17 protein-coding genes are annotated in these 23,415 nt (G+C 64.2%); 7 read left to right on the top strand and 10 right to left on the bottom strand.

The genetic code is table 11. The features are described from left to right. Position 1 precedes the first annotated feature (1 nt). Both HAP48_RS25075 and HAP48_RS25080 read right to left on the bottom strand, forming a co-directional pair. Entirely contained in the window at positions 2–1,558 is a 1,557-nt protein-coding gene (locus HAP48_RS25075) for a glucosamine inositolphosphorylceramide transferase family protein (protein WP_166209312.1), read from the bottom strand. 15 nt (positions 1,559–1,573) lie between these two features. Continuing rightward, positions 1,574–2,764, bottom strand: coding sequence for a glycosyltransferase family 4 protein (locus tag HAP48_RS25080; RefSeq protein ID WP_166209309.1), 1,191 nt, complete (start codon positions 2,762–2,764; stop codon positions 1,574–1,576). A gap of 289 nt (positions 2,765–3,053) precedes the next feature. Here HAP48_RS25080 and HAP48_RS25085 point away from each other — a divergent pair, with 289 nt between their 5' ends. Then, positions 3,054–5,141, top strand: coding sequence for a GumC family protein (locus HAP48_RS25085; protein WP_210292677.1), 2,088 nt, complete (start codon positions 3,054–3,056; stop codon positions 5,139–5,141). 101 nt (positions 5,142–5,242) lie between these two features. On the opposite strand, the gene HAP48_RS25090 is transcribed toward HAP48_RS25085, so the two are convergent. Beyond that, positions 5,243–6,589 (bottom strand): lipopolysaccharide biosynthesis protein, encoded by a 1,347-nt coding sequence (locus HAP48_RS25090; protein WP_166209306.1) that lies wholly within the window; start codon positions 6,587–6,589, stop codon positions 5,243–5,245. Between the two features lie 488 nt (positions 6,590–7,077). On the opposite strand from HAP48_RS25090, the gene HAP48_RS25095 reads away from it, so the two are divergent. Further along, entirely contained in the window at positions 7,078–8,298 is a 1,221-nt protein-coding gene (locus tag HAP48_RS25095; protein WP_166209303.1) for an FAD-dependent monooxygenase, read from the top strand. Between the two features lie 328 nt (positions 8,299–8,626). On the opposite strand, the gene HAP48_RS25100 is transcribed toward HAP48_RS25095, so the two are convergent. After that, positions 8,627–9,757: a GNAT family N-acetyltransferase gene (locus HAP48_RS25100; RefSeq protein WP_166209300.1), complete on the bottom strand. Its 1,131-nt coding sequence runs from the start codon at positions 9,755–9,757 to the stop codon at positions 8,627–8,629. Positions 9,758–10,230: 473 nt separating this feature from the next. Here HAP48_RS25100 and HAP48_RS25105 point away from each other — a divergent pair, with 473 nt between their 5' ends. From HAP48_RS25105 to HAP48_RS25115, 3 genes are all read left to right on the top strand, one after another. After that, positions 10,231–11,043, top strand: a complete 813-nt coding sequence (locus HAP48_RS25105; protein WP_166216039.1) for a WecB/TagA/CpsF family glycosyltransferase — start codon at positions 10,231–10,233, stop codon at positions 11,041–11,043. A 77-nt stretch (positions 11,044–11,120) separates the two neighbouring features. Next, complete coding sequence (locus HAP48_RS25110; RefSeq protein WP_166209297.1) at positions 11,121–12,404, top strand: O-antigen ligase family protein; 1,284 nt, start codon at positions 11,121–11,123, stop codon at positions 12,402–12,404. Beyond that, complete coding sequence (locus HAP48_RS25115) at positions 12,401–13,426, top strand: glycoside hydrolase family 5 protein (RefSeq protein WP_166209294.1); 1,026 nt, start codon at positions 12,401–12,403, stop codon at positions 13,424–13,426. Before HAP48_RS25110 ends, HAP48_RS25115 begins: the two co-directional genes overlap by 4 nt. A 27-nt stretch (positions 13,427–13,453) precedes the next feature. On the opposite strand, the gene HAP48_RS25120 is transcribed toward HAP48_RS25115, so the two are convergent. After that, positions 13,454–14,665, bottom strand: coding sequence for an amidohydrolase family protein (locus HAP48_RS25120; protein WP_166209291.1), 1,212 nt, complete (start codon positions 14,663–14,665; stop codon positions 13,454–13,456). 181 nt (positions 14,666–14,846) lie between these two features. Between HAP48_RS25120 and HAP48_RS25125 the strand changes: the two genes are divergently transcribed. Continuing rightward, positions 14,847–16,067, top strand: coding sequence for an MFS transporter (locus tag HAP48_RS25125; RefSeq protein ID WP_234583995.1), 1,221 nt, complete (start codon positions 14,847–14,849; stop codon positions 16,065–16,067). Positions 16,068–16,185: 118 nt separating this feature from the next. Here the strand turns inward: HAP48_RS25125 and HAP48_RS25130 are convergent, their stop codons facing one another. The 5 genes from HAP48_RS25130 to clpB all read right to left on the bottom strand — a co-directional run bounded on the left by HAP48_RS25130 (position 16,186) and on the right by clpB (position 21,419). Next, entirely contained in the window at positions 16,186–16,377 is a 192-nt protein-coding gene (locus HAP48_RS25130) for a hypothetical protein (RefSeq protein WP_057019217.1), read from the bottom strand. Between the two features lie 82 nt (positions 16,378–16,459). Continuing rightward, entirely contained in the window at positions 16,460–17,275 is an 816-nt protein-coding gene (locus HAP48_RS25135; RefSeq protein WP_166209288.1) for a family 1 encapsulin nanocompartment shell protein, read from the bottom strand. Further along, the gene (locus HAP48_RS25140; RefSeq protein WP_166209286.1) at positions 17,268–18,329 is read right to left on the bottom strand and encodes a Dyp-type peroxidase; all 1,062 of its coding nucleotides are present in this window, start codon (positions 18,327–18,329) and stop codon (positions 17,268–17,270) included. Before HAP48_RS25140 ends, HAP48_RS25135 begins: the two co-directional genes overlap by 8 nt. 134 nt (positions 18,330–18,463) lie before the next feature. Continuing rightward, entirely contained in the window at positions 18,464–18,715 is a 252-nt protein-coding gene (locus HAP48_RS25145) for a DUF2171 domain-containing protein (RefSeq protein ID WP_166209284.1), read from the bottom strand. Between the two features lie 91 nt (positions 18,716–18,806). Then, the gene (clpB, locus tag HAP48_RS25150; protein WP_166209282.1) at positions 18,807–21,419 is read right to left on the bottom strand and encodes an ATP-dependent chaperone ClpB; all 2,613 of its coding nucleotides are present in this window, start codon (positions 21,417–21,419) and stop codon (positions 18,807–18,809) included. A 658-nt stretch (positions 21,420–22,077) separates the two neighbouring features. Between clpB and HAP48_RS25155 the strand changes: the two genes are divergently transcribed. After that, positions 22,078–23,406, top strand: a complete 1,329-nt coding sequence (locus HAP48_RS25155) for a YXWGXW repeat-containing protein (RefSeq protein WP_166209280.1) — start codon at positions 22,078–22,080, stop codon at positions 23,404–23,406. The last annotated feature ends 9 nt before the right edge of the window (positions 23,407–23,415 follow it).

Raw genomic sequence — 23,415 nt, forward strand, 5'->3', positions numbered from 1 at the left:
GCTAGTGGAGCCGTCGTGCGATCGGCTTCGCCGGCGCGCTGTGCCAGTTCCATTGCGATGATCGGTCGCTCGATCGCAGGCTCGCCAGGAACGCCGTGGTCTTCGGCTGCACCCGCGAGCCGTCGATCACCTCGAGCTGGCCGCACCGGTTGAGCGTGTGCAGCTTCCGTCCGCTCCACAGCGGTCCGGGCCTGAGCAGGCGGCGGACCGCCTGCTTGTACGTCGTCGGCGACAGTTCAAGCACTTCCGCAAGTCCCAGCGCCGCGCCATAGCCGTTGCTGCAATCCTGCACCGGGCGCCACAGCTTCCCGTCGATGGTCACGAAATTTCCGGCCGGCCGCGCGGTCGCGCGATCCATCAGGATCGGATTGGCCGCATGCGGCTGCCAGGGGCCGAGCAAGCGGTCGGCGTAATAGATCGCGAGCGTGTCGGAGTATCCGCCGGTGCCATCGCGCCACGCGCCGAACATGTAGTGGAGACCATTGTGCTGCGTGATGGTCACGTCGGCAAGTTCGAGCCCGGACAGCAGCGTGCTGTGCCGCTCCCATTTGTCCGGAAAGCGGATGCATTTGTAGAGCGGGACGTCCCGATGCGCGGTGCTCTCCGGGATCATCCAGAGTTCGCCATTGTCCTCGATCAGGAACGGGTAGGACAGGTGCCACGGCTCTTCGAGCACGGGCATCACGGTGCCGACCGGTCCCTCGCCGTCGAATTCGATCGCCGAGACGATGCCCTTGCCGACCCGGTGGTCGAGATCTTCGAAGAACACGAACGTCCTGCCCTGCCATTTCACCGGGACGGGATCGGCATAGAAGTGGTTGCCGGGATCGCCGAGCACGTTCCAGGCCGGTCCGGACAGATCACCGGTGCGCCAGACGTCCGCGTTCTCGGCGTAGCGCCATCCGATATGCCAGTGCGGCGCGTAGCAGCACAGCCGATAGATTTCCTTGGCGATCGAAGTCGCCACGCCACGCACGACGAAGGGCGCGGGATTGCGCGGCGCGCTGCTGATCGCCGGAGCGGCCAATTGCGGCACCAGCCGCGGAGCCCCCGACAGAATCGGAGGCAGCATGGACAGTGTCCGTGCTATCACCGTTTCGAGCCCGCCACTCAGGCCGGCTGCGATTTCCGCGGAGGGATGGCCGCGGTCCATGACCGAGCCGTCGCGCTCGTTGACGATTTCGATCACCGGCAGGTCGCCGGCGAGAACGGCCGCCAGCGCCGCATGCTCTCCTGTAGAGCCGTTGAACCGCGGACGGAGATAGAGCCTGGCGGCGCAGTCCGGATCGCGCTCGGCGCTGGTGAAGTCGATCACCACGTCGGGGTCGCCTGCGCGCGGCCGCTCCGGAAGTGCCTTCAGCCCGTCGGCGCCGCCGGCCTTGCCCTTGCGCAGGACGATGCGCTCGAGCTCGAACAGCATGTCGAGGCCGGCCGGTCGAGGCTCCGGCGTCGTGGTCCAGGCGATTTGAACGGGAATATCCTGATCGTTGACGCGCAGCTTTTCGCGGCACATCCAGAGCCGCGGCTGCTCACGATCGCAGCGGAACTCGATAATCATGTCCAGCCCAACTTCCTAGTGCGCGTCCGCCCCCACGGCGTTGGCGAGAATGCGGACGTATTCCTCTATCATGGCATCCAACGAATAGCGCGACTTCAGGCCCACGGCGCTTTGCCGCAGCTGGTCGCTCAACACACGATCGGTCAGGACCTTCGATACGGCGGCCGAAAACTCCGCCTCGTCAGCAGCGTCAACGAACACCGCCGCGGGCTGTCCCTGGTAGGACAGCACCTCGCGCAAGACCGGAAGATCGTTGACGACGCATGGAATGCCGGCACTCGCGGCCTCGACGGCGGCGAGGCCGAAGGTTTCGGCCTGCGTCGGAAACACGAAGACGTCGAGGCAAGCCAGGAAGTCGGCCATCTGGCGCGGCGGAATCTCGCCGATGAGGTGCAGCCGGTCCGAGACTTTCAGTTCATCGGCCAGTGCCTTGAGCCGTGCTTCATCGGCGCCCTGGCCGGCGAGCGCAAGGTGCCAGGATGGGTCGGCGGCCAGCAGGCGGATTGCTGCATCGAGCCGCTTGTGCGGGTGCAGCCTGGCCGCGCAGCCGAGCAGGGTACGATCCGGCGGCAGCTTGAACTGCTGTCGTGCAATGTCCTTCGGCAGGCTGTGCGACTTGTCGTCGAAGCCGTGCGGCACGTGCTTCATCCGCGCGCGATAGGGCGCGGGATAGCGGGCGTATTCACGCTCCATATCCCGCGAGTTCAGCGTGATGGAGTGGAAGAAGCCGGTAGAGCCCATGATGATGTCGGCGGCGCGCACCGGCATGCTCATCGACATTGCCGAGGAGACCTGGTTGGCGATCACGGGGGCGCGGCTGATGAGGCGCGACACGCCTCCGCCGATCACGTTGCCGAAGTGCTGGAAGGTCAGGACGACATCGGGCCGGATGGTCCTGAGATGTCCGGCGAGCGTCCACAGCATCCGCAGCAGCGCCACCGGATTTCCCGGGCGGCTCGACGCGCAATAGAACGTATTGGGCGGTTCGTCGAAGGAATCCGATTTGCGGAAGAAGAACAGGTTGGCGACGTCATAGCCGCGCGCGGTGAGGCCGGCACCGAGCAGCCGCGATATCTCCTGCGCGCCGGCGTTCTCGGCCTGGGTCTGCACCAGGACAACACGCAGCTTCTTGCCGCTCTCGTTCGGTCGATCGCGTGACGCGGCCGATGCCTCGCGCAATGCTGTGCTTGGCGTGTATTGGAGCACGGATTCCTCACCCGTTGAAGGAGTGGATTCGCTCCCCTCATTTTTGCGCGCGTACCTATCACGCGAAACGTGCTCGTGCACCGGGTAGCGCGTGTTGAGGTTACTGCTCATTTAGTGCGATCGGACATGGCCAGCAATCAAAAGCGCAAACAAAGCGATTGTCTCACACATAGGGTACAACTGGCTCGTTAACTAATTGGTTACGGCCGCGTAGGGAGGGGGTAACCGCAGATTAACCATAGATATTTACGTTGGCGCAGTACTGTCAGTTGAATTCGAGTTTGAACCCATGAAGTTCGGTAGCCGCGTAGGCCCGAGACGTTCCGAAGCCACGGAACCCGCAGCGTCGTGGGAAAATGCCGGCGTGCCGGCCGGCCAATCCTCCACAGAAATCACCAAGGGCGTGCTTAGCCTTGCCGGCGTGGTCGGCTTTTTCCGTGAGAACGGTCAACGCATTCTGATGCTCGCCGCGGTCATCTTCGCGGTCGGCGTCATCTTGCTGATGTTGATCCCGGCGCGCTACGCGGCGACTGCGCTGGTCGTGGTCGACCCGCGCGAGCAGCGCGTCACCGCCGATCAGGACGTGCTGCCGGGGATCGGGCAAGATGCCGCAGCGCTGCAGAGCTATGTCGAGATCGCCAAATCGGACGGATTTCTCGGGCCGCTGATCGACCAGCTCAAGATCGCCGAGGACAGCGACATCTCCGGCGGCAGGACCGATCCCACCCGCCTGCTCGACCGGTTTCGCAACCGGCTCGATATCTCCAGGCGCGGATTAACCTATGTGATCGCCATCAAGTTCACGTCCAACGACCCGCAGCGCGCAGCGTACTACGCCAATGCGGTGGCCGAGGCGTTCGTCGCCAGCCAGCGCGGAACCCGCAGCGTCGCGACCGACGAGGCGGCCGACTGGCTGAAGAGCCGGCTCAAGGCGTTGAACGACCGGCTGCGGTTGTCGGAAGATGCCGTCGCCAAATTCAAGCTCGAGCACCGGATCGTCAACGCCGGCAAGGAATCGACCACGCAGCAATTGCGCGTCACCGATCTGACGCAGCAGGTCGCCGCCGCGCGCGCCCGCACCGAAGAGGCCAAGGCGCGCTATGAGCAATCGCAACGCGACCTGAAGGCCAATGTCGACGGCCCGGTCAAGCAGGACCTGCTGAGCGTGCTGCGTGCCCAGCGGTCCGCCCTCAACGACCAGATCGCGCAGAAGCGCGCCGTGCTCGGCGATCGCCATCCCGACCTCGTGATGTCGCTCAGCCAGTTGAGCGACCTCAACCGGCAGATCGAGATCGAGCGGAAGAAGAACATCGACACCGCGAAGTCGGAATACGAGGCGCAGCGCGACCAGCAGAAGGCGCTGGAAGACCAGCTGAAGGCGGCCGAGCAGCAGATCCTGGTCGACGGTCAGGCGCTCGTTAAGCTGCAGGAATTGCAGCGCGACGCCGACGCCAACAAGAACATCTACGAGCAGTTCCTCTCGCGCTACAGGACGACCGACGAGCAGCGCGGTTTGCAGAGCTCGCAGACCAAAGTCGCATCGCCGGCGACGCCGCCGGTGCGCTCGACGCTTCCGCCGCTGCCTCTGCTGCTCGTCGCACTCGCGATCGTTTCGCTGCTGACCTCGACGGCGATTGTCGCCATTCCCGGCCTGAAGCCGTTTCCGATCAAGGCCGTTCCCGTGCCGCGTCGCGCCGAAGCGCCGCCCGCGCCGCAGCCTGCGCTGCCGCCGGGATTGCCGGTGCTAGCCCGCATTCCGAACATGGTGTCGCCGGATGCCGTCCGGAGCGTCTGGCAGACCCCGATTGCAACGACGGCCGAGCCCGATCTCAGTCCGCATCTTCAGCTGCTGGTCGAGAACATCGAGCAGCTTCCGGGAGACCACGGCAAGGTGGCGCTGCTGCTGTCGGTCGAGGCCGGTGCAGGCGGCAGCACTGTCGCACGGTCGCTGAACCGGTCCGCCGTCAAGAACGGGACGCTCAGCGTCCTGATCGAGATGGAATCCAGGCGGGCCGAGACCGCACCGCCGCAAGGCTCGGGGATCATCAAGGCCGATCTGCCGTCCGTCGTCGAGCTGCTGGGCGCCAGCAGCAAGGCGCCGCCGTATCCGCCGGACGATATTCGCGGCGATTTCGGCCTGATCATCGTCGACGCATCGTCGCTTGCGATGCAGCCGGCGGCGGTTGCGCTGGCTGCCCATGCCGATCTGGTGATCCTGGTGGTTCGCGAGGGGGCCGCCAACGCGGCATCCGTCGCCAAGGCGAGGGCTGATCTGTCGAGGTCCGGTTCGGTGCCGACAGCGCTTGTCGTCAACCGCGTGGCCGGCAATGCCGCGGTTCGCGGCCGTCAGGGCGAAGCCCTGGGATTGGCAAGCTGAAGAAGCTTAAAGCATCGGTTCTGATTGAATCAGAACATATGCTCTAACTTTCTTGAAGCGTTTTCTTCACGCAAACCGGCGTCCACTTCGCTCGAAAACGCTTAGTCCTTGCTATCGGCGACGCGGACCGCGTAGGCGCCACTCTTCGACGACGCCAGATGCGTCAGCACCAGGATTGACGGATCGACGCCGGTCCGGCGGCGGCACAGCACGTTGAGGGCGATGGTGGTAAGCACCAGCGACACGGTGGCCGCAATCGCAGCGCCGAGCACGCCGAGCCAGGGGATCAGCACGACAAATCCCACCAGCCGCAACGCCACGTTGGCGGCGACGACCGGAACATAGTCGCGCTCATGCCCGGTCAGCTGCAGAACCGCGGCGGACGGTCCGCCCGCCGCCTGGAACGCCGTTCCGATTGCGAGCACGATTAGCACCCACTGCTGCGCGGCGAAATGCGGCCCGAACAGGCCGAGCAAATAGGGGGCGCCGACCCAGACGATGACGAGCCCGCTGAGCACGCACAGCGCGGTCACCTCGGCCATCAGCTTCAGCGTATGTTCGAGCTCGCCGTGATTCTTGCTGAAATACAGCGAGGGGAGCCGGCGCGCGCCGAACGTGTAGAGCGCGGCCGAGAGCATGGCGAAGATGTTCGCCAGACGCGATGCGGCGAAATAGACGCCGGCCGTGGCCGGATCGAGCATCCAGTAGACCAGGATGACGTCGAAATACTGGTTGGCCGCTTCCAGAATGGAGGAGAGCCAGAAGCGGAATGCGCTCCGGTTCCAGCGTGCGGTCTCGAGGCGGGCGGTGACCGTGCGCAGGTTCGGCAGCGCGCGCACGACCGACACGATCTGCACGGCGAGCCCCAGCGCCATCGCGGCCGACATCGCGGTGAACAGCTCGGCTGGGGTGAGTTGCCGGTGGCCGAGCAGCACCGCGATCAGGAACAGGACAACGGCAACCCGCCAGAAGAACTCGCGGTTGCCTTCCCCCATCAGAATGCTGACTAGGGATCGCGCGATCTGGCTGCCGAGCATGAGCCCGGCATTGACGGCCGCAAACGCCGAGACCGACAGGACCAGCAGCCACCACTCGCCGCGAATGACCGCCGCTGCGGCGATCGCGGCGATCGAAATCAGCATGCCGACCGCGGAGTACTTCAGGCTCGACAGCAGGACGCCCTTGGTGAGGTCGGCCTGGCCGCGCACCTGGTATTCGTTGAGGAAGCGAACAAGCAGCAATTCCTGGCCGACCAGGCCCACGACCGATGCGATCTGGGCGACGGAAAGCCAGGTCGCAAAATCTCCAAACGCGTCGGGCGTCATGGTCCGCGCGGCCAGCGAGAACAGCGCGAATGCCAGCCCGCCGCTACCAACCTTGAGCAGGATGGTCCCGGCAACGCCGCGCGTCACATCGCGCCGTAGCAGTTGGAGAACAGAGGCAATCACCGGAGATATCTCAATATCCAGTCAGGCTGTCGACCGTAGCAATCGGTCAAGTCGCGAGTGTTAATGTTGTCTTGCTAAGATTCCGTTCCTTCCGGCTCGCCACGCGGTTGTGAACCAGGTCAACCCGTCGCCTTGCTCCATTCTGGAACGGCATCGCGCGCGCTGTCTCCAAACGGTGCAGATCGGGTGTTTCTCCGAAGCTCGGTCCAAAGGCGAGGACCGCGCCGGGTGAGGCCGCGTCTGCGTGCCAAGGGCGTCCGTCGAGGCTCCATGGCCAGGCGACAGACCCGCCATCCTGCTGGTGAGCCTCCAATAGATCGGTTTCATGACGGTCTTTGGTGCAAGCCATGTGCCGAGAGCCTGCCGATCGCAGTCGGCACGTTTTCATTAACCCCAATCATGGAACTCGTCGTGTTCGTTCGGGAAGGCGGCACGGCAGGCAGGGAAATTGCAGTTCTGCGGTCAATTAGCCGTTGGAGCGGACAAACATGATTGCCGAGGAAAGCACGACCAGGCCGATCGCGAGCTGCGAGGCCGAGGTCATCGAAGCGGATGTCGCGATCGTGGGCGCCGGTTTGGCGGGCTCGCTTGCGCGAGCCGTGCTTGCCCGGGCCGGCTACCGGGTCGTCCTGATCGACAAGCGCGCGATTCCTCCTGACGAATTCCGCGTCGAAAAGATCGCGGGACGGCAGATCGACATCCTGCGCCGCCTCGGCTTCATCGACGATGTCGAGGCCGTCGCCGCGCCCTTTGACAGGGTGCTCAACATCAGGGACGGCAGGCTGATCGATATCGGCGTCGGCCGGTCCTACGGAATTTCCTATGCCAACCTCGTCAACATGGCCCGCGACCTGACGCCTGATACGTCGAGCTTCCTGCTCGATCAGGTGACCAATGTCAGCTGCAGCGAGGACCGTCAGCAGTTGACGCTGGCCTCCGGCAGACGCGTCGTCTCGCGTCTCGTCATTCTGGCGACCGGCATGGCGGCCGCGCTTGGCTACAGTCTCGGCATGCGCCGGCAGATGCTTGCCGCGCGCCACTCGGTTTCGTTCGGCTTCACGATCGCACGGCCGGACAACGCGCCGTTCGATTTCGATGCGCTGACCTGTTATGGCAAGAGGGCGGCTGACGGCGTCGACTATCTCAGCCTGTTTCCGATGTCGGGCGGCATGCGGGCGAACCTGTTCATGTTCCGCGATCCGACCGATCCGATCATGCGCGAGCTGCGCCGCGACACCAGGCGGACGCTGCTTCGCCTGATGCCGGGGTTGGAGACCTATCTGGGCGACTTCCAGGTTGTCGGCCCGGTGCAGAACTGGGTCATGGACCTGACCGTGACCGAAGGCCATCTGCAGCCGGGCGTCGTGCTGATCGGCGATGCATATCAGACCAATTGTCCGGCCGCCGGAACCGGCGTCAGCCGTCTGCTGGTGGATGTCGAACGTCTTTGCACGCTCCATGTGCCGCGCTGGCTCGAGACCGACGGCATGGGCACGGAGAAGATTGCGCAGTTCTATTCCGATCGGGACAAGCTCGCCGCCGACCAGCTTTCGCTGCAACTGGCGCGCTACCGGCAGGACTTGACATCGAACACCGATGCACGCTGGACGATGCAGCGGAAGCTGCACTTCCTGCGCCGCGCGATCACGCATCGGGTGGACCGGATTCATCCGGGATGGGTGATGCGCGTCCGCAGCGCGCTCCGTTAGAGCGTATTCGGGCGAAGTGGGCAGCGGTTCGCGTGAAGAAAACGCGTCAAAGCAGGAACCCAGAGCTACGGCGCCGCACACTCGGTGTCGTCCCGGCGAAAGCCGGCACCCATAACCACAAATATTTGTGGCGCAAAGGCTGGGGCCCCAGCTTGTTCTAACGACAGCCATCGGTGGTTATGGGTCCCGGATCGCGGATCCTGTCATCGGGCGGCGCTTCGCGCCGACCCGTTGGCTTGTCCGGACGACGACTGAGTTTTCCTGAACCGAAGCGCGAGGCGCCCGCAAAAAAAACGCCTGGCTAGCTCTTGGCAAACTCTTGGCGGCGCTACCGCGTGCCGGTCGAGGTGCGGATCGGCCTGATGTCGGTCAACCGCTTGGCGGCCTGCTTGATCCAGGGCGCCTGTCTCAGCGCAAACAGTGCAAGCGAGCCGGCCGCGCTGCCGGCCTGCGTCACGCTCGACATCGGCGTCGGCTGTCCCCCGAATTGCATCTTGTAGGGTTCGTCACCGATGGTGAAGTCGAGCACCCGATCGCCGCGCTCGATGCAGTCCCGCGCGACCCGTTCGAAGGTCAGCGCGCCGATCGACTGGCTCTTGTATCCCTCGATATCGAACGCCGTCATGACGACGAGGAGGCTGTCGCGGTGAGATAGCCCAAGGGCGGTGGCAATGACCTCGCCGTCCATCTTCATGGCATAGAGGCGGGCAAAGGAGCCGGCGCCGCGCAGCGCCACGCTCGAATAGAAATCGAAATATTCCGGACGCTGCAGCAGGTCGCCATCACCATGCGCCTGGAACCGCGGACCGCGAAACTTCTTCATCACCTCCATCGCCTCGCCGATGGAGGCGCTGTCGTCGCAGCATGAGAAGGTGAGGGTGCCTTTCTTGTGGATCTGGCGCCATTTCTTTGCCAGCTCCTTTTGATAGGACTTCCCCAACGCGTTGATCTGCCATTGCTCGAACGGCGCAGACAGGACCGTCGCATAGGCATTGGTATCCATCAGGCTGCGGTGAGGCGCCCCGAGCAGATTTTCGATCGGCATCTTGGCATCGAGCAGCTTCGGTATGCGCAGCAGATCGAATGGCCGGACCAGGTGTCGAAGCCTCTCGCAGGCACGCTCGTCCCGCAGCAGGTCGGCGAATGTCGCGATGCTGCAGACCGGCGACAGGTAGTCGGACACACGCAAATCCGCGAATTCGATCGTGCGCATCGGCCCGCGGCGCACGCGCAGCAGCGGAAGCACAGCCGCCAGTGCCTTGCTTGCGCGATTCCTGATGACGACGACCAGCGGCTTCGCCGCCGCGGCGGGCGCGAGCTTGCGATAGAGGCTGTCCAACCACAGCGGATGTTGGAAGGCGGTCGCGTCCGATCCTTCAAACAACGTCGCGTATTCTTCGGACAGGAAGTCGAATGCGTCGTCGATGCAAACATCGAACGCGTCATCATTCTTATTCATGCGAAACCAAACAAACGGGTTTTCAAAGTGCCGATCGAGCCGGCGTGGATACCCTTATAGCAAAGGCTGATGACGTCGGGCACCGGTAGAAAACGATTTGTATTAATGTAGTGCGTCGACCTTTGCGCATTGTTGCTGATCGAAGGTCGCCGCGGTGAACGGATCGCGTCTGACGCCTCATCTGTCGGTATCGTTAATAATCTCGCTATGGCCTGAGATCGTCACGCATCGCGCGGCTGGCACGCGGCTGGACCGAATATTGCAGTTATGGGCAGGTAAGCACTGGAGTCCTTGGTGAAATGTTGACTAGCAGCCAAAACGCCCGCATTTCCGATGCAATTTCGCCTGCGCGCGTTGATCGCGAGGGGGCCCAGCGTCTCAATTCAGACACGGCTGCTCCAGCTGTCCGGATTTGCAACACTTCGGGTGATCCGCAGGCGGATGTGCCGGCCGGATCATCGCTGCCAAACGGCATGCGCGAGCGCCGCATCAATCCTGTCGGCCGGGCTGCGACCGCCGGCGTTACCCGAGCAACCATCGGCGGGCTGCGGCTCGCCGTGCTCGATCGCGAGCAGACTGCGGGTTTCATGGTCGAGATGGTGCACCCGCAGCGGCGGGTCAGTCGGCCGCTGTATCTGACCTCGGCCAATGGCGAGGTGCTGTCGCGCTGCTCGACCGAGCCGATGACCGATCGGTTGTTCCGCACCGCCGACCTGATCAATGCCGACGGGCAACCGCTCGTCATGGTGTCCAAGCTGCGGTCATCGAACCCGCTGCCCGAGCGCGTCGCGACCACCGACCTGTTCCACGACGTCGCGCGCCGGGCGGAAGAGCTCGGGCTTACCTTCTATTTGCTCGGCGCCGACGATGCCGAGAACAAGGCGGCAATCGCCAATGTCCGCCGGGCCTATCCGGCCCTCAAGATCGTCGGCCATTCGCACGGTTATCTGCGCGGCGACGCGCTGCGGGCCAAGGTCGACGAGATCAACTCGCTGGTGCCGGACTTCCTCTGGGTCGCGCTCGGCGTGCCCAACGAGCAGGCTTTCGTCGATGAATTCATGCCGCGGCTTGGCAATGTCGGCGTCATCAAGACGTCAGGCGGATTGTTCAATTTCCTGTCGGGCTCGCGGCCGCGCGCGCCGCGGTGGATGCAGATCGTGGGACTCGAATGGGCCTGGCGGCTCTGGCTCGAGCCGCGCCGGCTGTTCTGGCGCTACCTGACGACCAATCCGCATGCTCTCTATCTGCTGCTCAACCGGACCCGATCCTCGTCTAGCAAAGACTGAAGCCTACCGCGTGCAATATGCACTCCGGCCCGATCCACCGGAGTGCCGAGCTCATTTATGAGCGGAGTACAATCGATATGGACGGACGCGCGCTCGATAGCTCGACCTGGCAGGCGCCCAGCGTCGAGGCGGAAAATTTCGCAAGGACCGTCGTCAACTGGTCGATCACCATCAACGTGATCATGTCGATGGGGACCTTCCACGCGGCGCTGCTGCCGACCGAGCTGACGCTGGTGCAGCAGGCCGTCGCCCTCTTGATGTGGGGCGTGCTGATCTATGCCAGCCTGTTCATCCGTCCCTGCCTGCCGCTGGCCTTCAATCTCGACACGCTTGCGGTCATCGCGTTCTATGCGTTTGCCACGATTTCGGTGTTCTGGACCAATCTCGGCGTCGCTGCGCTGATGAAGGCCGCGGCGCTCGCGATCACGACGCTCGGCGCGTTCTGCATGATCACCCGCGTCGACATCGACGACATCGTGAAAGCGACGACCCGCGGCCTGTTCGTGCTGATCGCGGGCTCGGCGGTTTGCGCATTGGTTTTCCCTGATATCGGGGTCGATGACAGCTGGATGCACATGGGGCAGTGGCAGGGCGTCTTCGAATCGAAGCAGACCCTGGGCTTCGCCGGTGCCTATCTGATGTTCTTTGCCTGTTATCGAAAGATAACCGGACAGGGATGGTTGCCCTTCCTCGTCACCTTCGGGCTCGCCTCGACCTGTGTCATTCTCTCGAAGTCGCGCGGCGCCGGCGCCCTGGCGCTGGTTGCCTGTGCGCTCGTGCTGACGTCGCTGTGGTCCGTCAGGTGCATGGAGGTCTACGCGATCCTGCCATGCGTGATGTGCGTCACGGCCGTGCTGCTGATCCTGTATTTCTACACGACCGGATATGACTCGATCCACGTCTTCGACACGACGATCGATTTCACCGAAAGAACCTTCATCTGGCAGTACGCCATCGGTCATTTCGATGACGCACCGCTGTTCGGATTTGGCATCAACGGGTTCTGGACCACTCCGGCGATCTACGATTATTTCAACCAGAACCACGGCTGGGTGCTCGACAACTATCACAATGGCTATATCGCCATTCTGATCGAGACGGGATTCCTGGGCTATTTCCTGTTCACGGCAAGCGTCTTTCTGTTCTCCTACAAGGTGCTTTGCCTGATCGCGGAGCGCGCGATCGATCGTCTGCATTGTGCGCTGATCATCGGGTTCGTGTTTCTCAACTGCCAGACCAACTTTACCGAGACGGTGTTCCTTCGTTCGACGATGTTCACATCGGTGCTGCTGATTGCGTTCTTCCTTGCCGTCTGTCGGCCGGTGCCGTCATCGCGTGCGCACGAGCTGGAGCAACCATGACGGCGTTCCGATCGATTTTGCAGGGAACCTTCAGCGCGCTGGTGGCGGCGGCGCTGTCTGCGGTGCTGGTCTCGCCGGCGAATACCGCGGAGCGAGGCGCGTCCCCGGACGTCGCGGCACTGGGGCGCGGCATCAATATTCTCGGCTATGACGGCATCTGGGAAGGACACCAGAACGCGCCTTTTCGCCTGGAAAACCTCAATACGATCCGCCAGGCCGGCTTCTCGCATGTCAGGATCAACTTCTTCGGCTTCAGGTACATGGATTCCGGAAACATCTTGGACGAAGCCGTCTTGCGGCGCCTCGATGGTGTGATCGAGGACGTGCTGGCGCGGAAGCTGATCCCGATCCTCGATGAGCACGACACCGACCTCTGCCAGCGCGACGTGCCGGAATGCACGGTGAAGCTCAAGGCGTTCTGGCGCCAGATCGCGTCGCGCTATGCGGGGAAATATCCGAATCTGGTGTTCGAGGTCCTGAACGAGCCCGGTGGCAACATGACTTCGGCCGAGTGGAATGCACTGCTCAGCGATTGTCTGGTCATCATCAGGGGCACGAATCCGACGCGCAGTGTCGTTGCCGCCATCCTGAACATCGACGAACTGCCGGTCGACGAACTGGTGCTGCCACCCGGCGACAGAAACCTGATCGTTACGTTCCACTATTATGCGCCGATACGCTTCACCCACCAGGGCGCGCCATGGTCGGCAATCTTTTCGAAGATCGGTCCGCTGAGCTGGGGCTCGGCTGAAGACGAGGCGAAGGCCGCCGCTGATTTCGACAAGGTCCGCGCCTGGTCGGAGAAGGAGAGGCGCCCGATCTATCTCGGCGAGTTCGGCGTCTACGAGCGCGCGCCGGCAGAGAGCCGCGCGAAATACCTGTCGTTCATGGCGAGAAACGCCGAGAAATTCGGCTGGGCCTGGGCCTATTGGCAGTTCGATCACGATTTCGCGGCATTCGATAGCGCCCGGCAACGCTGGAACCGCGATATTCTCCGCGCAATCATTCCGTCGGTCCGCTAGTCCGCCTGCTGCGCGGCGCCCTTCGCCTCAGGATCGGCCGACGTCCTTGACGACGCGATTGTCGCGCGCCGTGAGCACGCCGCCCTTGTACACCGAACGTTCCGAGGGCCGCGCGACCACGGCTTCCTGGATATGCGCAGCGTTCAACGTCACGAAATCGGCCTTGTCCCCCACACGCAGGCCGTAACCTTCGAGCCGCAGCGCCTTGGCGCCGGCCGCGGTGACCATGTCGAACGCGATCGCGAGCTCGTCATCGGTGTAGAAGCCCGAGCGGTATCCGATCATCATCGCGCGGCCCAGCATGTCGCCGTCGCCATAGGGCCACCAGCTGTCCCTGATATTGTCGTTGCCGCTGAACACCGTGACGCCGGCGTTCCTGAGCGTGGCGACCGGCGGGAACGGCCGGCTGCCCGGCGCATTCGTCATGATCGCCACGCCTGAGCGTGCCAGAATGTCGGCGGTCTTCTTCAACGCGTCGGCCGGAATGTCGCCGAGGCCGTAGGCGTGGCTGACGGCGACGCGGCCCTCCATGCCGAGCGCACGCGTCCGCGCCGCGATCTGCTCGACCTCGAAGGCGCCGAGCATGCCGCCATCATGAAGATGAATGTCGACATCGACGCCGTGCTTGTGCGCAACGCCGAAGACGACATTGAGATGGCCCTCGACATCCCGATCGAAGCTCGCGGGATCGAGCCCGCCGACCACATTGGCGCCGAGCCTGATCGCCTCGTCGAGCAATTGCGGCGTGCCGGGGCTGCCGAGAATCCCGCTCTGCGGAAACGCCACGAGCTGGATGTCGATCAGGCCCCGGTATTCGTCGCGCACCCTGAGGATGGTTTCGAGCGAGTTGAGGCCCACTGACCCATCGACCATGACGTGACTGCGCATTTGCGTCGTGCCATGCCCGATGCAGAGGTTGAGCTGATTCCGCGCCCGCACGTCCATCGGGGCGGCGGCAGCAAGGTTCTCGGCCTGAAACGCCACCCGCTCATGGACGTTGAATCCATCAGTGCAGGGACGGTGCGGCCGCCAGGTGTCGCCATAGAAGCTGGTATCGAGATGGATATGGCCCTCGACGAAGCCGGGCACGACCAGTGCGTTGCCGAGATCGACGATCTCGACCCCGGCCGGGCGCTCGGCCCTCGCTTCGATCGCAACGACGCGGCCGTCGCGGACCAGCATGTCGCTGCTGGCGCCGTCACCGAGCCTGGCATTGATGAAGAGCTTGTCGGCGGGCATCGGGTCTGTCCTTGTTTCCTCTGCATGCAGGTCGCGCAGCGCGCTGTGCCTTGCCTTGCATAGCCCAAGGAATAATACTCGCCCCGAACAGGCAGACAAGGAACCCATATCATTGCCGGACATTGCGAGCAGCGAAGGGTTCGATGTCAAGCGTGCAGCCTTTGCCGCGACCATCGGCAACATGCTGGAGTTCTACGACTTCATCACCTACAGCTTCTTTGCCACCGAGATCGGCCGCACCTTCTTCCCCGCGCACAGCGAATACGGCAGCCTGATGCTGTCGCTCGCAACCTTCGGTGCCGGATTTCTGACGCGCCCGATCGGCGGCATCGTGCTCGGCATCTTCTCCGACCGGGTCGGCCGCCGGCCCGCAATGCTGCTGAGTTTCGCGCTGATGGGCGGCGCGATCCTGACCATCGCGCTGACGCCATCCTATGCCGCAATCGGCATCGTGGCCCCGATCATCGTGATCCTGGCGCGCATGGTGCAGGGATTTGCACTCGGCGGCGAGGTCGGACCGACCACAGCCTATCTGATCGAGATCGCACGACCCAGGGATCGCGGCCTGGTGGTGGCATGGCAGCCAGCCAGCCAGGAGATCGCAGCCACGATCGGCGCGCTGGTCGGCGTCATCCTGAGCAGCACCATGGCGCCCGACATGCTGCAGGCCTACGGATGGCGCTTCGCATTCCTGCTCGGGGCCGTCTGCCTGCCGTTCGGCATCTGGATGCGCCGCACGCTGCCGGAAACCGTTGCTCACGGCGAGCGCGCTGCCGGGGCCGCCGAGAGTTCGAGCCATGTTGCGCAGGCGCGGGCGCATCTCCGCGTGATCGTGCTGGCGGTGATGATCCTGGCCAGCGGCACGATATCGACCTATGTCACGCAATACATGACGACCTACGCCAAGAACACGCTGCATGTGTCGCCGTCGCTGGCGTTCACCGTGTCGCTGGTCAGCAACGGACTGCAGATCATCGGTGCGTTGCTGGGCGGCTGGCTCGCCGACCGGCTCGGACGCAAGCCGATCATGATCTGGCCGCAGCTCGTCGTGCTGGTGCTGACCTACCCGGCCTTCCTGTGGATCGTCCACGACCCGGGCGCCTGGTCGCTGCTGTTTGGCTTCGGCATCCTGTCGTTCATCGGATCGCTGCCGTTCACCGCATTCTATGCCGCCTTCACCGAAGCGCTGCCGCAGAACATCCGCGGCGGCGTGTTCGCCACGATCTACGCGGTTGCGATCGCGACGTTCGGCGGCACCGCGCAGCTCGTGGTCACGTGGCTGCTGCACGCGACGGGAGATCCGCTGGCGCCGTCCTGGTATCTGCTGCTCGCGGCAGCGGTCGGCATCCTCGCGATGAGCCTGATGCCGGAGACCGCCCCGGTGAAGGTCGGCGAGAAGTAAAGCGTTTTCGAGCGAAGTGGATATCGGTTCGCGTGAAGAAAACGCGTCAAAGCAAGAATCTAGAGCCCCGTTCCGATTCAATCGGAACGGAAAAGGCTATAGGCGCCGGCGGCCGCGTTCAATCCATGTCGCGAAAGGCGTGGCCGTTGGCCTCGATCTCTTTCACGAGTTGCGGCGGCAGATTGGCCTGCGCCGAGGTGCCGTCGAACACCCAGTCCTTGGCATCGGCAAGGTCGGGTAGACCCGCGCCTTTGCGGACATAGAGACCGACCGACGCCTTCTTCGGGTTGATGTAGAGATCGTAGTCCATTGCGCGCCGCCTCTCCGTTTCACGTTTAGTGGAAGTGCCGGTAGCGGCCGGAGACTTCCCGGATGAGTCAACGCCGGTAAGACTAGGCGGGTTTCTTCGCCTCCGGCGCAAGCACCACCGACGCTTCGCTGGTCAGCATCAGGAAGGTGATGGTCTCCTGGAAATACAGCTGGACCGAGGACGCGGAGTGGCTGAGATAGCCGATCGAAAGGTCCTGGCCGATCGAGAGCTGGAAATCGCCGCCGCGGGTGGTCAGCAGCACGCCGCCCTCGATCGCCGGCGCCCAGATGATCTTGCCGTCGACCAGGCGCTGGATGTGCTGCAGCACCGGGTAGCCGTCATCGGTCGCGCCGCCGATCGCGGTATAGGGCTCGGTGCCGAGCAGCAGCGTATAGGGGCCGTTGACGCCGGCGAGCCGCAATTGGCTGACCGCCTGCGCCACCACGTTGGGGTAATTCTTGATGCTCGCCGGCAGAGTCAGCACCGGATTGCTGCTGCCCTGACGGATGCCCTGGATGCCGGCGGCGGCGTAGCCATCGAACACCGCGCGATCCTCCGCGAAGGCGATCTTGCGCGCAGCCGTCTTGAGCGGGTCCCAGTCGGAATCATTGGAGCCGCGCTCGACGTCGTCGATCGCCTGGCGCGAGAGCTCGAACGGCACGCGCAGCTCGACCAGCGCACGGACATCGCGCTGCGTCGCCTCGACCCCGTCGCCGGGCGTCGAAATCTTCTTGAGATGGCCGGTGCCGACGGCGGAGAAATCGGCGCCCTTCGGGCCATCGACGTCCACGACACGGCGCGCCGCCAGATGGCGCTTCAACGTGCGCGAGGCGTCCTCTTCGATCTGCGCCCATGCCGCGTCCGAGATGGGGGCAAGTCCCCGATGCAGATTATTCATGTCCAGCCTCTCCTTTCAGTGAGCCGATCCCGAGCGAGCCGTCGGACGGCGGTATTCTTGGTGCGGGTGTTTCGGCAGCCCCGGCATCATCCACGGACGGCTCGGCGGGCGAGGCCGCAGGCGGCGCGCTCGCGACATCCTCCAGGAAGGTCGCCGACGGGACGAAGAACAGCGTGCCGGTGACGGCGCGGCTGAAGTCGAGCAGGCGGTCGTAGTTGCCCGGCGGCTTGCCGACGAACATGTTCTCCAGCATCTGCTCGATCCGGTGCGGAGACTTGGCGTAGCCGATGAAATAGGTGCCGAACTCGCCCTTGCTGATGTTGCCGAACGGCATGTTGTCGCGGAGGATATCGAGCTCTTCGCCGTTCTCGACGATCGTCGTCAGGGCGTTGTGCGCGTAGCTCGGCTTCACCGCATCGTCGAGCTCGATGTCGGACAGCTTGGTGCGGCCGATGATCTTCTCCTGCATCTCGACCGGCAGCTCGTTCCACTTCTTCATGTCGTGCAGGTATTTTTGTACGATCACATAGCTGCCGCCGGCGAAGGCCGGGTCCTCGTCGCCGATGATCGTGGCGTCGATCGCCGCCTGGTCTTCCGGATTCTCCGTGCCGTCGACAAAGCCGAGCAGGTCGCGCTCGTCGAAATATTTGAAGCCGTGCACCTCGTCCGACGAGGCAACAGCATCGCCGAGCCGCGTCATGATCTGGGTCGCGAGCTCGAAGCACAGGTCCATCGGCACGGCGCGGATGTGAAACAGCAGGTCGCCCGGCGTTGCGACGGCGTTGTGGACGCCATGGATCTCGCGAAACGGATGCAGGCCTTGCGGCTTCGGCGCGCCGAACAGCCGGTCCCAAGCGTCGGAGCCGATTCCCATGACGCAAGACAGCCGGCCGTCGAGATCGCGAAAGCCGACGGCGCGCACCAGCGCGGCCAGATCGGCGCACAGCGACCGCACCACCGCATCATATTCCGGATTGGGCTTGATCGTGACCGCAAGGAAGATGGCCGCGCGCGTCAGCTTCGCAGCGACCGGTTGCGGAACGGCTGATGGCACGCATCTCTCCTTACTAAACGGCTAGTCCACGACGACAAAACAGCTGGTTCTGGACGTCGGATCGACGTTCAGAGAGAGGCAGAGGAGCATGCAACTGGAACCTTTACAAGACCTCGAATGCAGAGGTGCCTGCGTCAATCGACGGGCTTGCCGGACTTCTCCTCCTCGAGCGTCACCGCAATCGCGGCGTTGGCGGACAGCCGCACCTTGGTGCCTTCGACACCGGCGACGAAGCCGAGCTCGATATAGTGGTGATGTCCCTTGTGGAAGCCGTCGCTTTCACTTTTCTTGAGCTTGATGCGGTTGCCTTCGACGCGATCGACGGTGCCGACATGCACGCCATCCGCGCCGATGACCTCCATGTTGTCCTTGATGTTCTGCGTCATGACGCTCTCCCTGGTTGAAGGCCAGCTTGCATATGATGCGCCGAGACGACGCAGCGATGACGGCGCGTCGCCGGTGCAATCCGGGCTTGTCTCACACCGGCTCGTATTCGTCCGCCTCGGCGGTCTCCGGCCTCTTGCCGTTGAAGGTGAGGCCGGCCTTGGTGGCAGAGAGCCTCACCTGCGAGCCGTCGCGCACGTCGCCCGCGAGAATCATCTCGGCGAGCGGATCCTGCACGCTGCGCTGGATCACCCGCTTCAGCGGGCGGGCACCGTAGGCTGGATCCCAGCCTTTCTCCGCCAGCCAGTCGCGCGCTTTCGGCTCGAGCTCCAGCTCGATCTTGCGATCCTCCAGCAGCTTGCGCAGCCGCGAAAACTGGATCTCGACGATCCGGCCCATGTCGCTCTTCTGCAGCCGATGGAACAGGATGATCTCGTCGATGCGGTTGAGGAACTCGGGACGGAAATGCGCCCGCACCATGTTCATCACCTGCTCGCGCACCGCGCTCGTGCTCTGGCCCTCCGGCTGGTTGACGAGGTACTCGGCACCGATGTTCGAGGTCATGATGATCAGCGTGTTGCGGAAATCGACGGTGCGGCCCTGGCCGTCGGTGAGGCGGCCATCGTCCAGCACCTGAAGCAGCACGTTGAAGACATCGGGGTGCGCCTTCTCGATCTCGTCGAACAGCACGACCTGGTAGGGCCGCCGCCGCACCGCTTCCGTGAGCGCGCCGCCCTCGTCATACCCGACATAGCCGGGCGGGGCGCCGATCAGCCGCGAGACCGAGTGCTTCTCCATGTATTCGGACATGTCGAGGCGGATCATCGCGGTCTCGTCGTCGAACAAATACTCGGCGAGCGCTTTTGCCAGTTCGGTCTTGCCGACGCCGGTGGGGCCCAGGAACATGAACGAGCCGATCGGCCGGTTCGGATCCTGCAGCCCTGCGCGGGCGCGGCGCACCGCGGTCGACACCGCGCGGACCGCTTCGGCCTGGCCGACGACGCGCTTGCCGAGCATCTCCTCCATGCGCAGCAGCTTGTCCTTTTCGCCCTCCAGCATCTTGTCGACCGGCACGCCGGTCCAGCGCGACACCACCTGTGCGATATTGTCGGCGGTCACGGTTTCGCTGGCCGACGAGGTCTCGCTGGCCTCGACCGCGGCGAGCTTCTTCTCGAGCTCCGGAATGCGGCCATAGGCCAGCTCGCCCGCCTTCTGGAATTCGCCTTTGCGCTGCGCATTGGCAAGCTCGGTGCGCAACTGCTCGAGTTCGCCCTTCATTTTCTGCGCATCCGAGAGCTTGCTCTTTTCCGAGCGCCATTTCGACGTCATGTCCGCCGATTTCTTCTCGAGATCCACGAGATCCTTCTCGAGCGTCTGCAGCCGGCTCCTGGAGCCGAGATCGGTCTCCTTCTTCAGCGCCTCCTGCTCGATCTTGAGCCGGATGATCTCGCGGTCGAGCGAGTCGAGCTCCTCCGGCTTGGAATCGACCTGCATCTTCAGCCGCGCGGCGGCCTCGTCCATCAGATCGATGGCCTTGTCTGGCAGGAAGCGGTCGGTGATGTAGCGGTTCGACAGCGTGGCGGCGGCGACCAGCGCCGAATCCGCGATCCGCACGCCGTGATGCTGCTCGTATTTGTCCTTCAGGCCGCGCAAGATCGAGATGGTATCCTCGACCGTCGGCTCGGAGACGAACACTGGCTGGAAGCGCCGGGCCAGCGCCGCGTCCTTTTCGACATGCTTGCGATATTCGTCGAGCGTGGTGGCGCCGATGCAATGCAACTCGCCGCGGGCGAGCGCGGGCTTCAAGAGGTTCGATGCGTCCATCGCGCCGTCGCCCTTGCCGGCACCGATCAGCGTGTGCATCTCGTCGATGAACAGGATGATGCCGCCCTCGGCGGAGGTCACTTCCTGCAGCACCGCCTTGAGCCGCTCCTCGAACTCGCCGCGATATTTCGCGCCCGCGATCAGCGCGCCGAGATCGAGCGCGAGCAGCGCCTTGTCCTGCAGGCTTTCCGGGACGTCGCCATTGACAATGCGCAGCGCCAGCCCCTCGACGATCGCGGTCTTGCCGACACCGGGCTCGCCGATCAGAACCGGATTGTTCTTGGTGCGGCGCGACAGCACCTGGATGGTGCGGCGGATTTCCTCGTCGCGGCCGATCACCGGATCGAGCTTGCCGTCGCGCGCGGCCTGGGTGAGGTCGCGGGAATATTTCTTCAGCGCGTCATAGGCATTCTCGGCCGACGCGCTGTCGGCGGTGCGCCCCTTGCGCAGCGCGTTGATGGCGGCGTTGAGGTTCTGCGCGTTGACGCCCCCCTTGGCGAGCAGCTTGCCGGCCTCGCTGTCCTTGTCGGTGGCCAGCGCTTGCAGCAGCCGTTCGACTGAGACAAAACTGTCGCCGGCCTTGTCGGCGGCCTGTTCCGCGGCGGCGAAGGCGCGCGCGGTCTCGGGCGCCATGTAGATCTGTCCCGAGCCTGCGCCGCTGATCTTCGGCACCTTGGCCAGCGCATCCTCGGTTGCCTTGAGGATCGCGCGCGAGTTGCCGCCGGCGCGGTCGATCAGGCCGGCCGCGAGGCCTTCATTGTCGTCGAGCAGCACTTTCAGGAGATAGAGCGTCGAGAACTGCTGATGTCCCTCGCGCATGGCGAGCGATTGTGCCGACTGGATGAAGCCGCGAAGGCGGTCGGTATACTTCTCTATGTTCATCGTGGCACCTCAAGGCAAACAGAGGCTCGTCGAGATCCAGTATGCCACGCATTCCAGCCGGCGACAGATGGCGGAACGATGACATCCATCATGCGGCAGCCGAATGCAATCGCGTCGGCGGAAACCGCGGGCCTGACGCTGCCGCTCTCCGTATCGTGTGGTCCTTTCAGGGGAGTGTCAATCGCCGAGCGCGGCCTCTGGCCTACCACGTTCGAGGTCCTGCGGCTGCCGATGCACGCGTCTGGCACTCATCCGGAGGCACTGCTACGGACGCGTCGATGCGTCAGGTTATCGGCTCGGCCGATCACCGCGCGCTGCGACGTCGAGCTGCGCGACGGGTCCGGATCGTTGCAATCGTGCGAATGCGAGAGTCATGTTCGAGACGTTTCCGGAACTGGTGACGTCGCACTCTGCATGCGCAAGTGATGATGCGGCCGAATGATGCAGGCGAGCGTCGCGCGTCACGTCACTGAATCGCACGACACTGCGTCGCTGCACACTCTGAACTGCCGATGAATAGCTGCGCGAGTGTGTTTCCGCTTTGCGTCGATGCGTTTCAGGCTGGTGTAAGGCCAAAGCGCTAGCGATGACGTGCGTCGGTTCGCGCCGATGCCTGGAACTTTTGTTCCAGTTCTCACGTTCATCGAAGAGGCTCCCAATGACCACTCGTCTTCTTTCGACCGTGTCGTGTGCCGCGATCGCCACGGCGCTGTTCTATGCGACCGCCGCACCGGCGATCGCACAGGATGCGGCATGCGCGCCGGTCTCTGCCGTCGAGACGGCGCCGCCGCCGCTGCCGACCTATGATCAGCCACCGGTGCCAGGGCCCGGCTACATGTGGTCGCCGGGCAATTGGTCGTGGGACGAGGATCGTGGCGACTATTACTGGGTGCCGGGCACCTGGGTGCAGCCGCCGCGGGTCGGGCTGCTATGGACCCCGGGCTATTGGGGCGGGTTTGGCGGCGGCTTCATTTTCCATCAGGGCTATTGGGGTGATCGCGTCGGCTTCTACGGCGGCATCAATTACGGTTTCGGTTACGGCGGCGCGGGCTATGAAGGCGGCCGCTGGGACCACGGCAACTTCTTCTACAATCGCACCGTGAACAATCTGCAGGGCGCGCGGATCACCAACGTCTACGAGAAGAACGTCACGATCAATCAGACCACCGTCAACAATGTCAGCTACAATGGCGGCCGCGGCGGCATCGAGGTGCGGCCGACTCCCGCCGAACGTGCGATCGCCAAGGAGCAGCACTTCGCGGCGACGCCGTTGCAGCGCAAGCAGGTCGAGACCGCAAGCCAGGATCCGAGCCTGTTCAAGCGCGCCAACAACGGCGTGCCCGCTGTCGGCGCGACGGCGCGTCCGGGCGAGCTGAAGGGGCCGGGCGTGGTTCGCGCACGGCCGGCCGGCGAGGCGGTGCCCGCCGCCGCTGCACGGCCGGCGGCCGAGGAGCCGCGGCGGCCGGGGTCCGCACCTGCGCCGGCGGACTCCCATGCGCTCCCGGTCCCGGGCAAGGAACTTCCGCATGCCCAGGCGAACAAGCCCGCAATCGAGGAGAAGCGCGCCGCGCCTGTTGCCGAGCCGAAGGTCGAACCGCGGCCTGCGCCTGCTGAGCAGCATGCGCTGCCGGTTCCGGAAAAGGGGCTTCCGGCGCATCCACCCGCGCAGGAGAACAGGCCCGCGGTCGAAGAGAAGCGCGCAGCGCCTGCGCCCGAGCCCAGGGTTGAGCCCAAGGCTGAGCCGCGACCCGCACCCGAAGTGGCGCGGCCTGCCGCGCAAGAGAACAAGCCGGTGTTGGAGCGGAAGCCCGAAGAGGTGCGCAAGGAGGAGCCGCGACCCGAGCCCGCAGCAAGGCCGGAGACGATGGCGCGTCCCGAGGCGCATCCGCAGCCGGCGGCACGGCCGGAGCCGCACGTTCAGGCGGCGCCGCATGCTGCGCCTGCCGCAGGTCATCCCGCTGAGGAGAAGCGGCAGGAGCACCGCTAAGATAGATAC

The organism is Bradyrhizobium septentrionale (assembly GCF_011516645.4).
Taxonomy (GTDB): domain Bacteria; phylum Pseudomonadota; class Alphaproteobacteria; order Rhizobiales; family Xanthobacteraceae; genus Bradyrhizobium; species Bradyrhizobium septentrionale.

Bases quoted from the DNA above. Each gene is read 5' to 3' on its own strand.
- HAP48_RS25075 (WP_166209312.1), bottom strand. From the start codon at position 1,558: ATGATTATCGAGTTCCGCTGCGATCGTGAGCAGCCGCGGCTCTGGATG.
- HAP48_RS25085 (WP_210292677.1), top strand. From the start codon at position 3,054: ATGAAGTTCGGTAGCCGCGTAGGCCCGAGACGTTCCGAAGCCACGGAA.
- HAP48_RS25095 (WP_166209303.1), top strand. From the start codon at position 7,078: ATGATTGCCGAGGAAAGCACGACCAGGCCGATCGCGAGCTGCGAGGCC.
- HAP48_RS25100 (WP_166209300.1), bottom strand. From the start codon at position 9,757: ATGAATAAGAATGATGACGCGTTCGATGTTTGCATCGACGACGCATTC.
- HAP48_RS25105 (WP_166216039.1), top strand. From the start codon at position 10,231: ATGCGCGAGCGCCGCATCAATCCTGTCGGCCGGGCTGCGACCGCCGGC.
- HAP48_RS25110 (WP_166209297.1), top strand. From the start codon at position 11,121: ATGGACGGACGCGCGCTCGATAGCTCGACCTGGCAGGCGCCCAGCGTC.
- HAP48_RS25115 (WP_166209294.1), top strand. From the start codon at position 12,401: ATGACGGCGTTCCGATCGATTTTGCAGGGAACCTTCAGCGCGCTGGTG.
- HAP48_RS25120 (WP_166209291.1), bottom strand. From the start codon at position 14,665: ATGCCCGCCGACAAGCTCTTCATCAATGCCAGGCTCGGTGACGGCGCC.
- HAP48_RS25125 (WP_234583995.1), top strand. From the start codon at position 14,847: ATGCTGGAGTTCTACGACTTCATCACCTACAGCTTCTTTGCCACCGAG.
- HAP48_RS25130 (WP_057019217.1), bottom strand. From the start codon at position 16,377: ATGGACTACGATCTCTACATCAACCCGAAGAAGGCGTCGGTCGGTCTC.
- HAP48_RS25135 (WP_166209288.1), bottom strand. From the start codon at position 17,275: ATGAATAATCTGCATCGGGGACTTGCCCCCATCTCGGACGCGGCATGG.
- HAP48_RS25145 (WP_166209284.1), bottom strand. From the start codon at position 18,715: ATGACGCAGAACATCAAGGACAACATGGAGGTCATCGGCGCGGATGGC.
- clpB (WP_166209282.1), bottom strand. From the start codon at position 21,419: ATGAACATAGAGAAGTATACCGACCGCCTTCGCGGCTTCATCCAGTCG.
- HAP48_RS25155 (WP_166209280.1), top strand. From the start codon at position 22,078: ATGACCACTCGTCTTCTTTCGACCGTGTCGTGTGCCGCGATCGCCACG.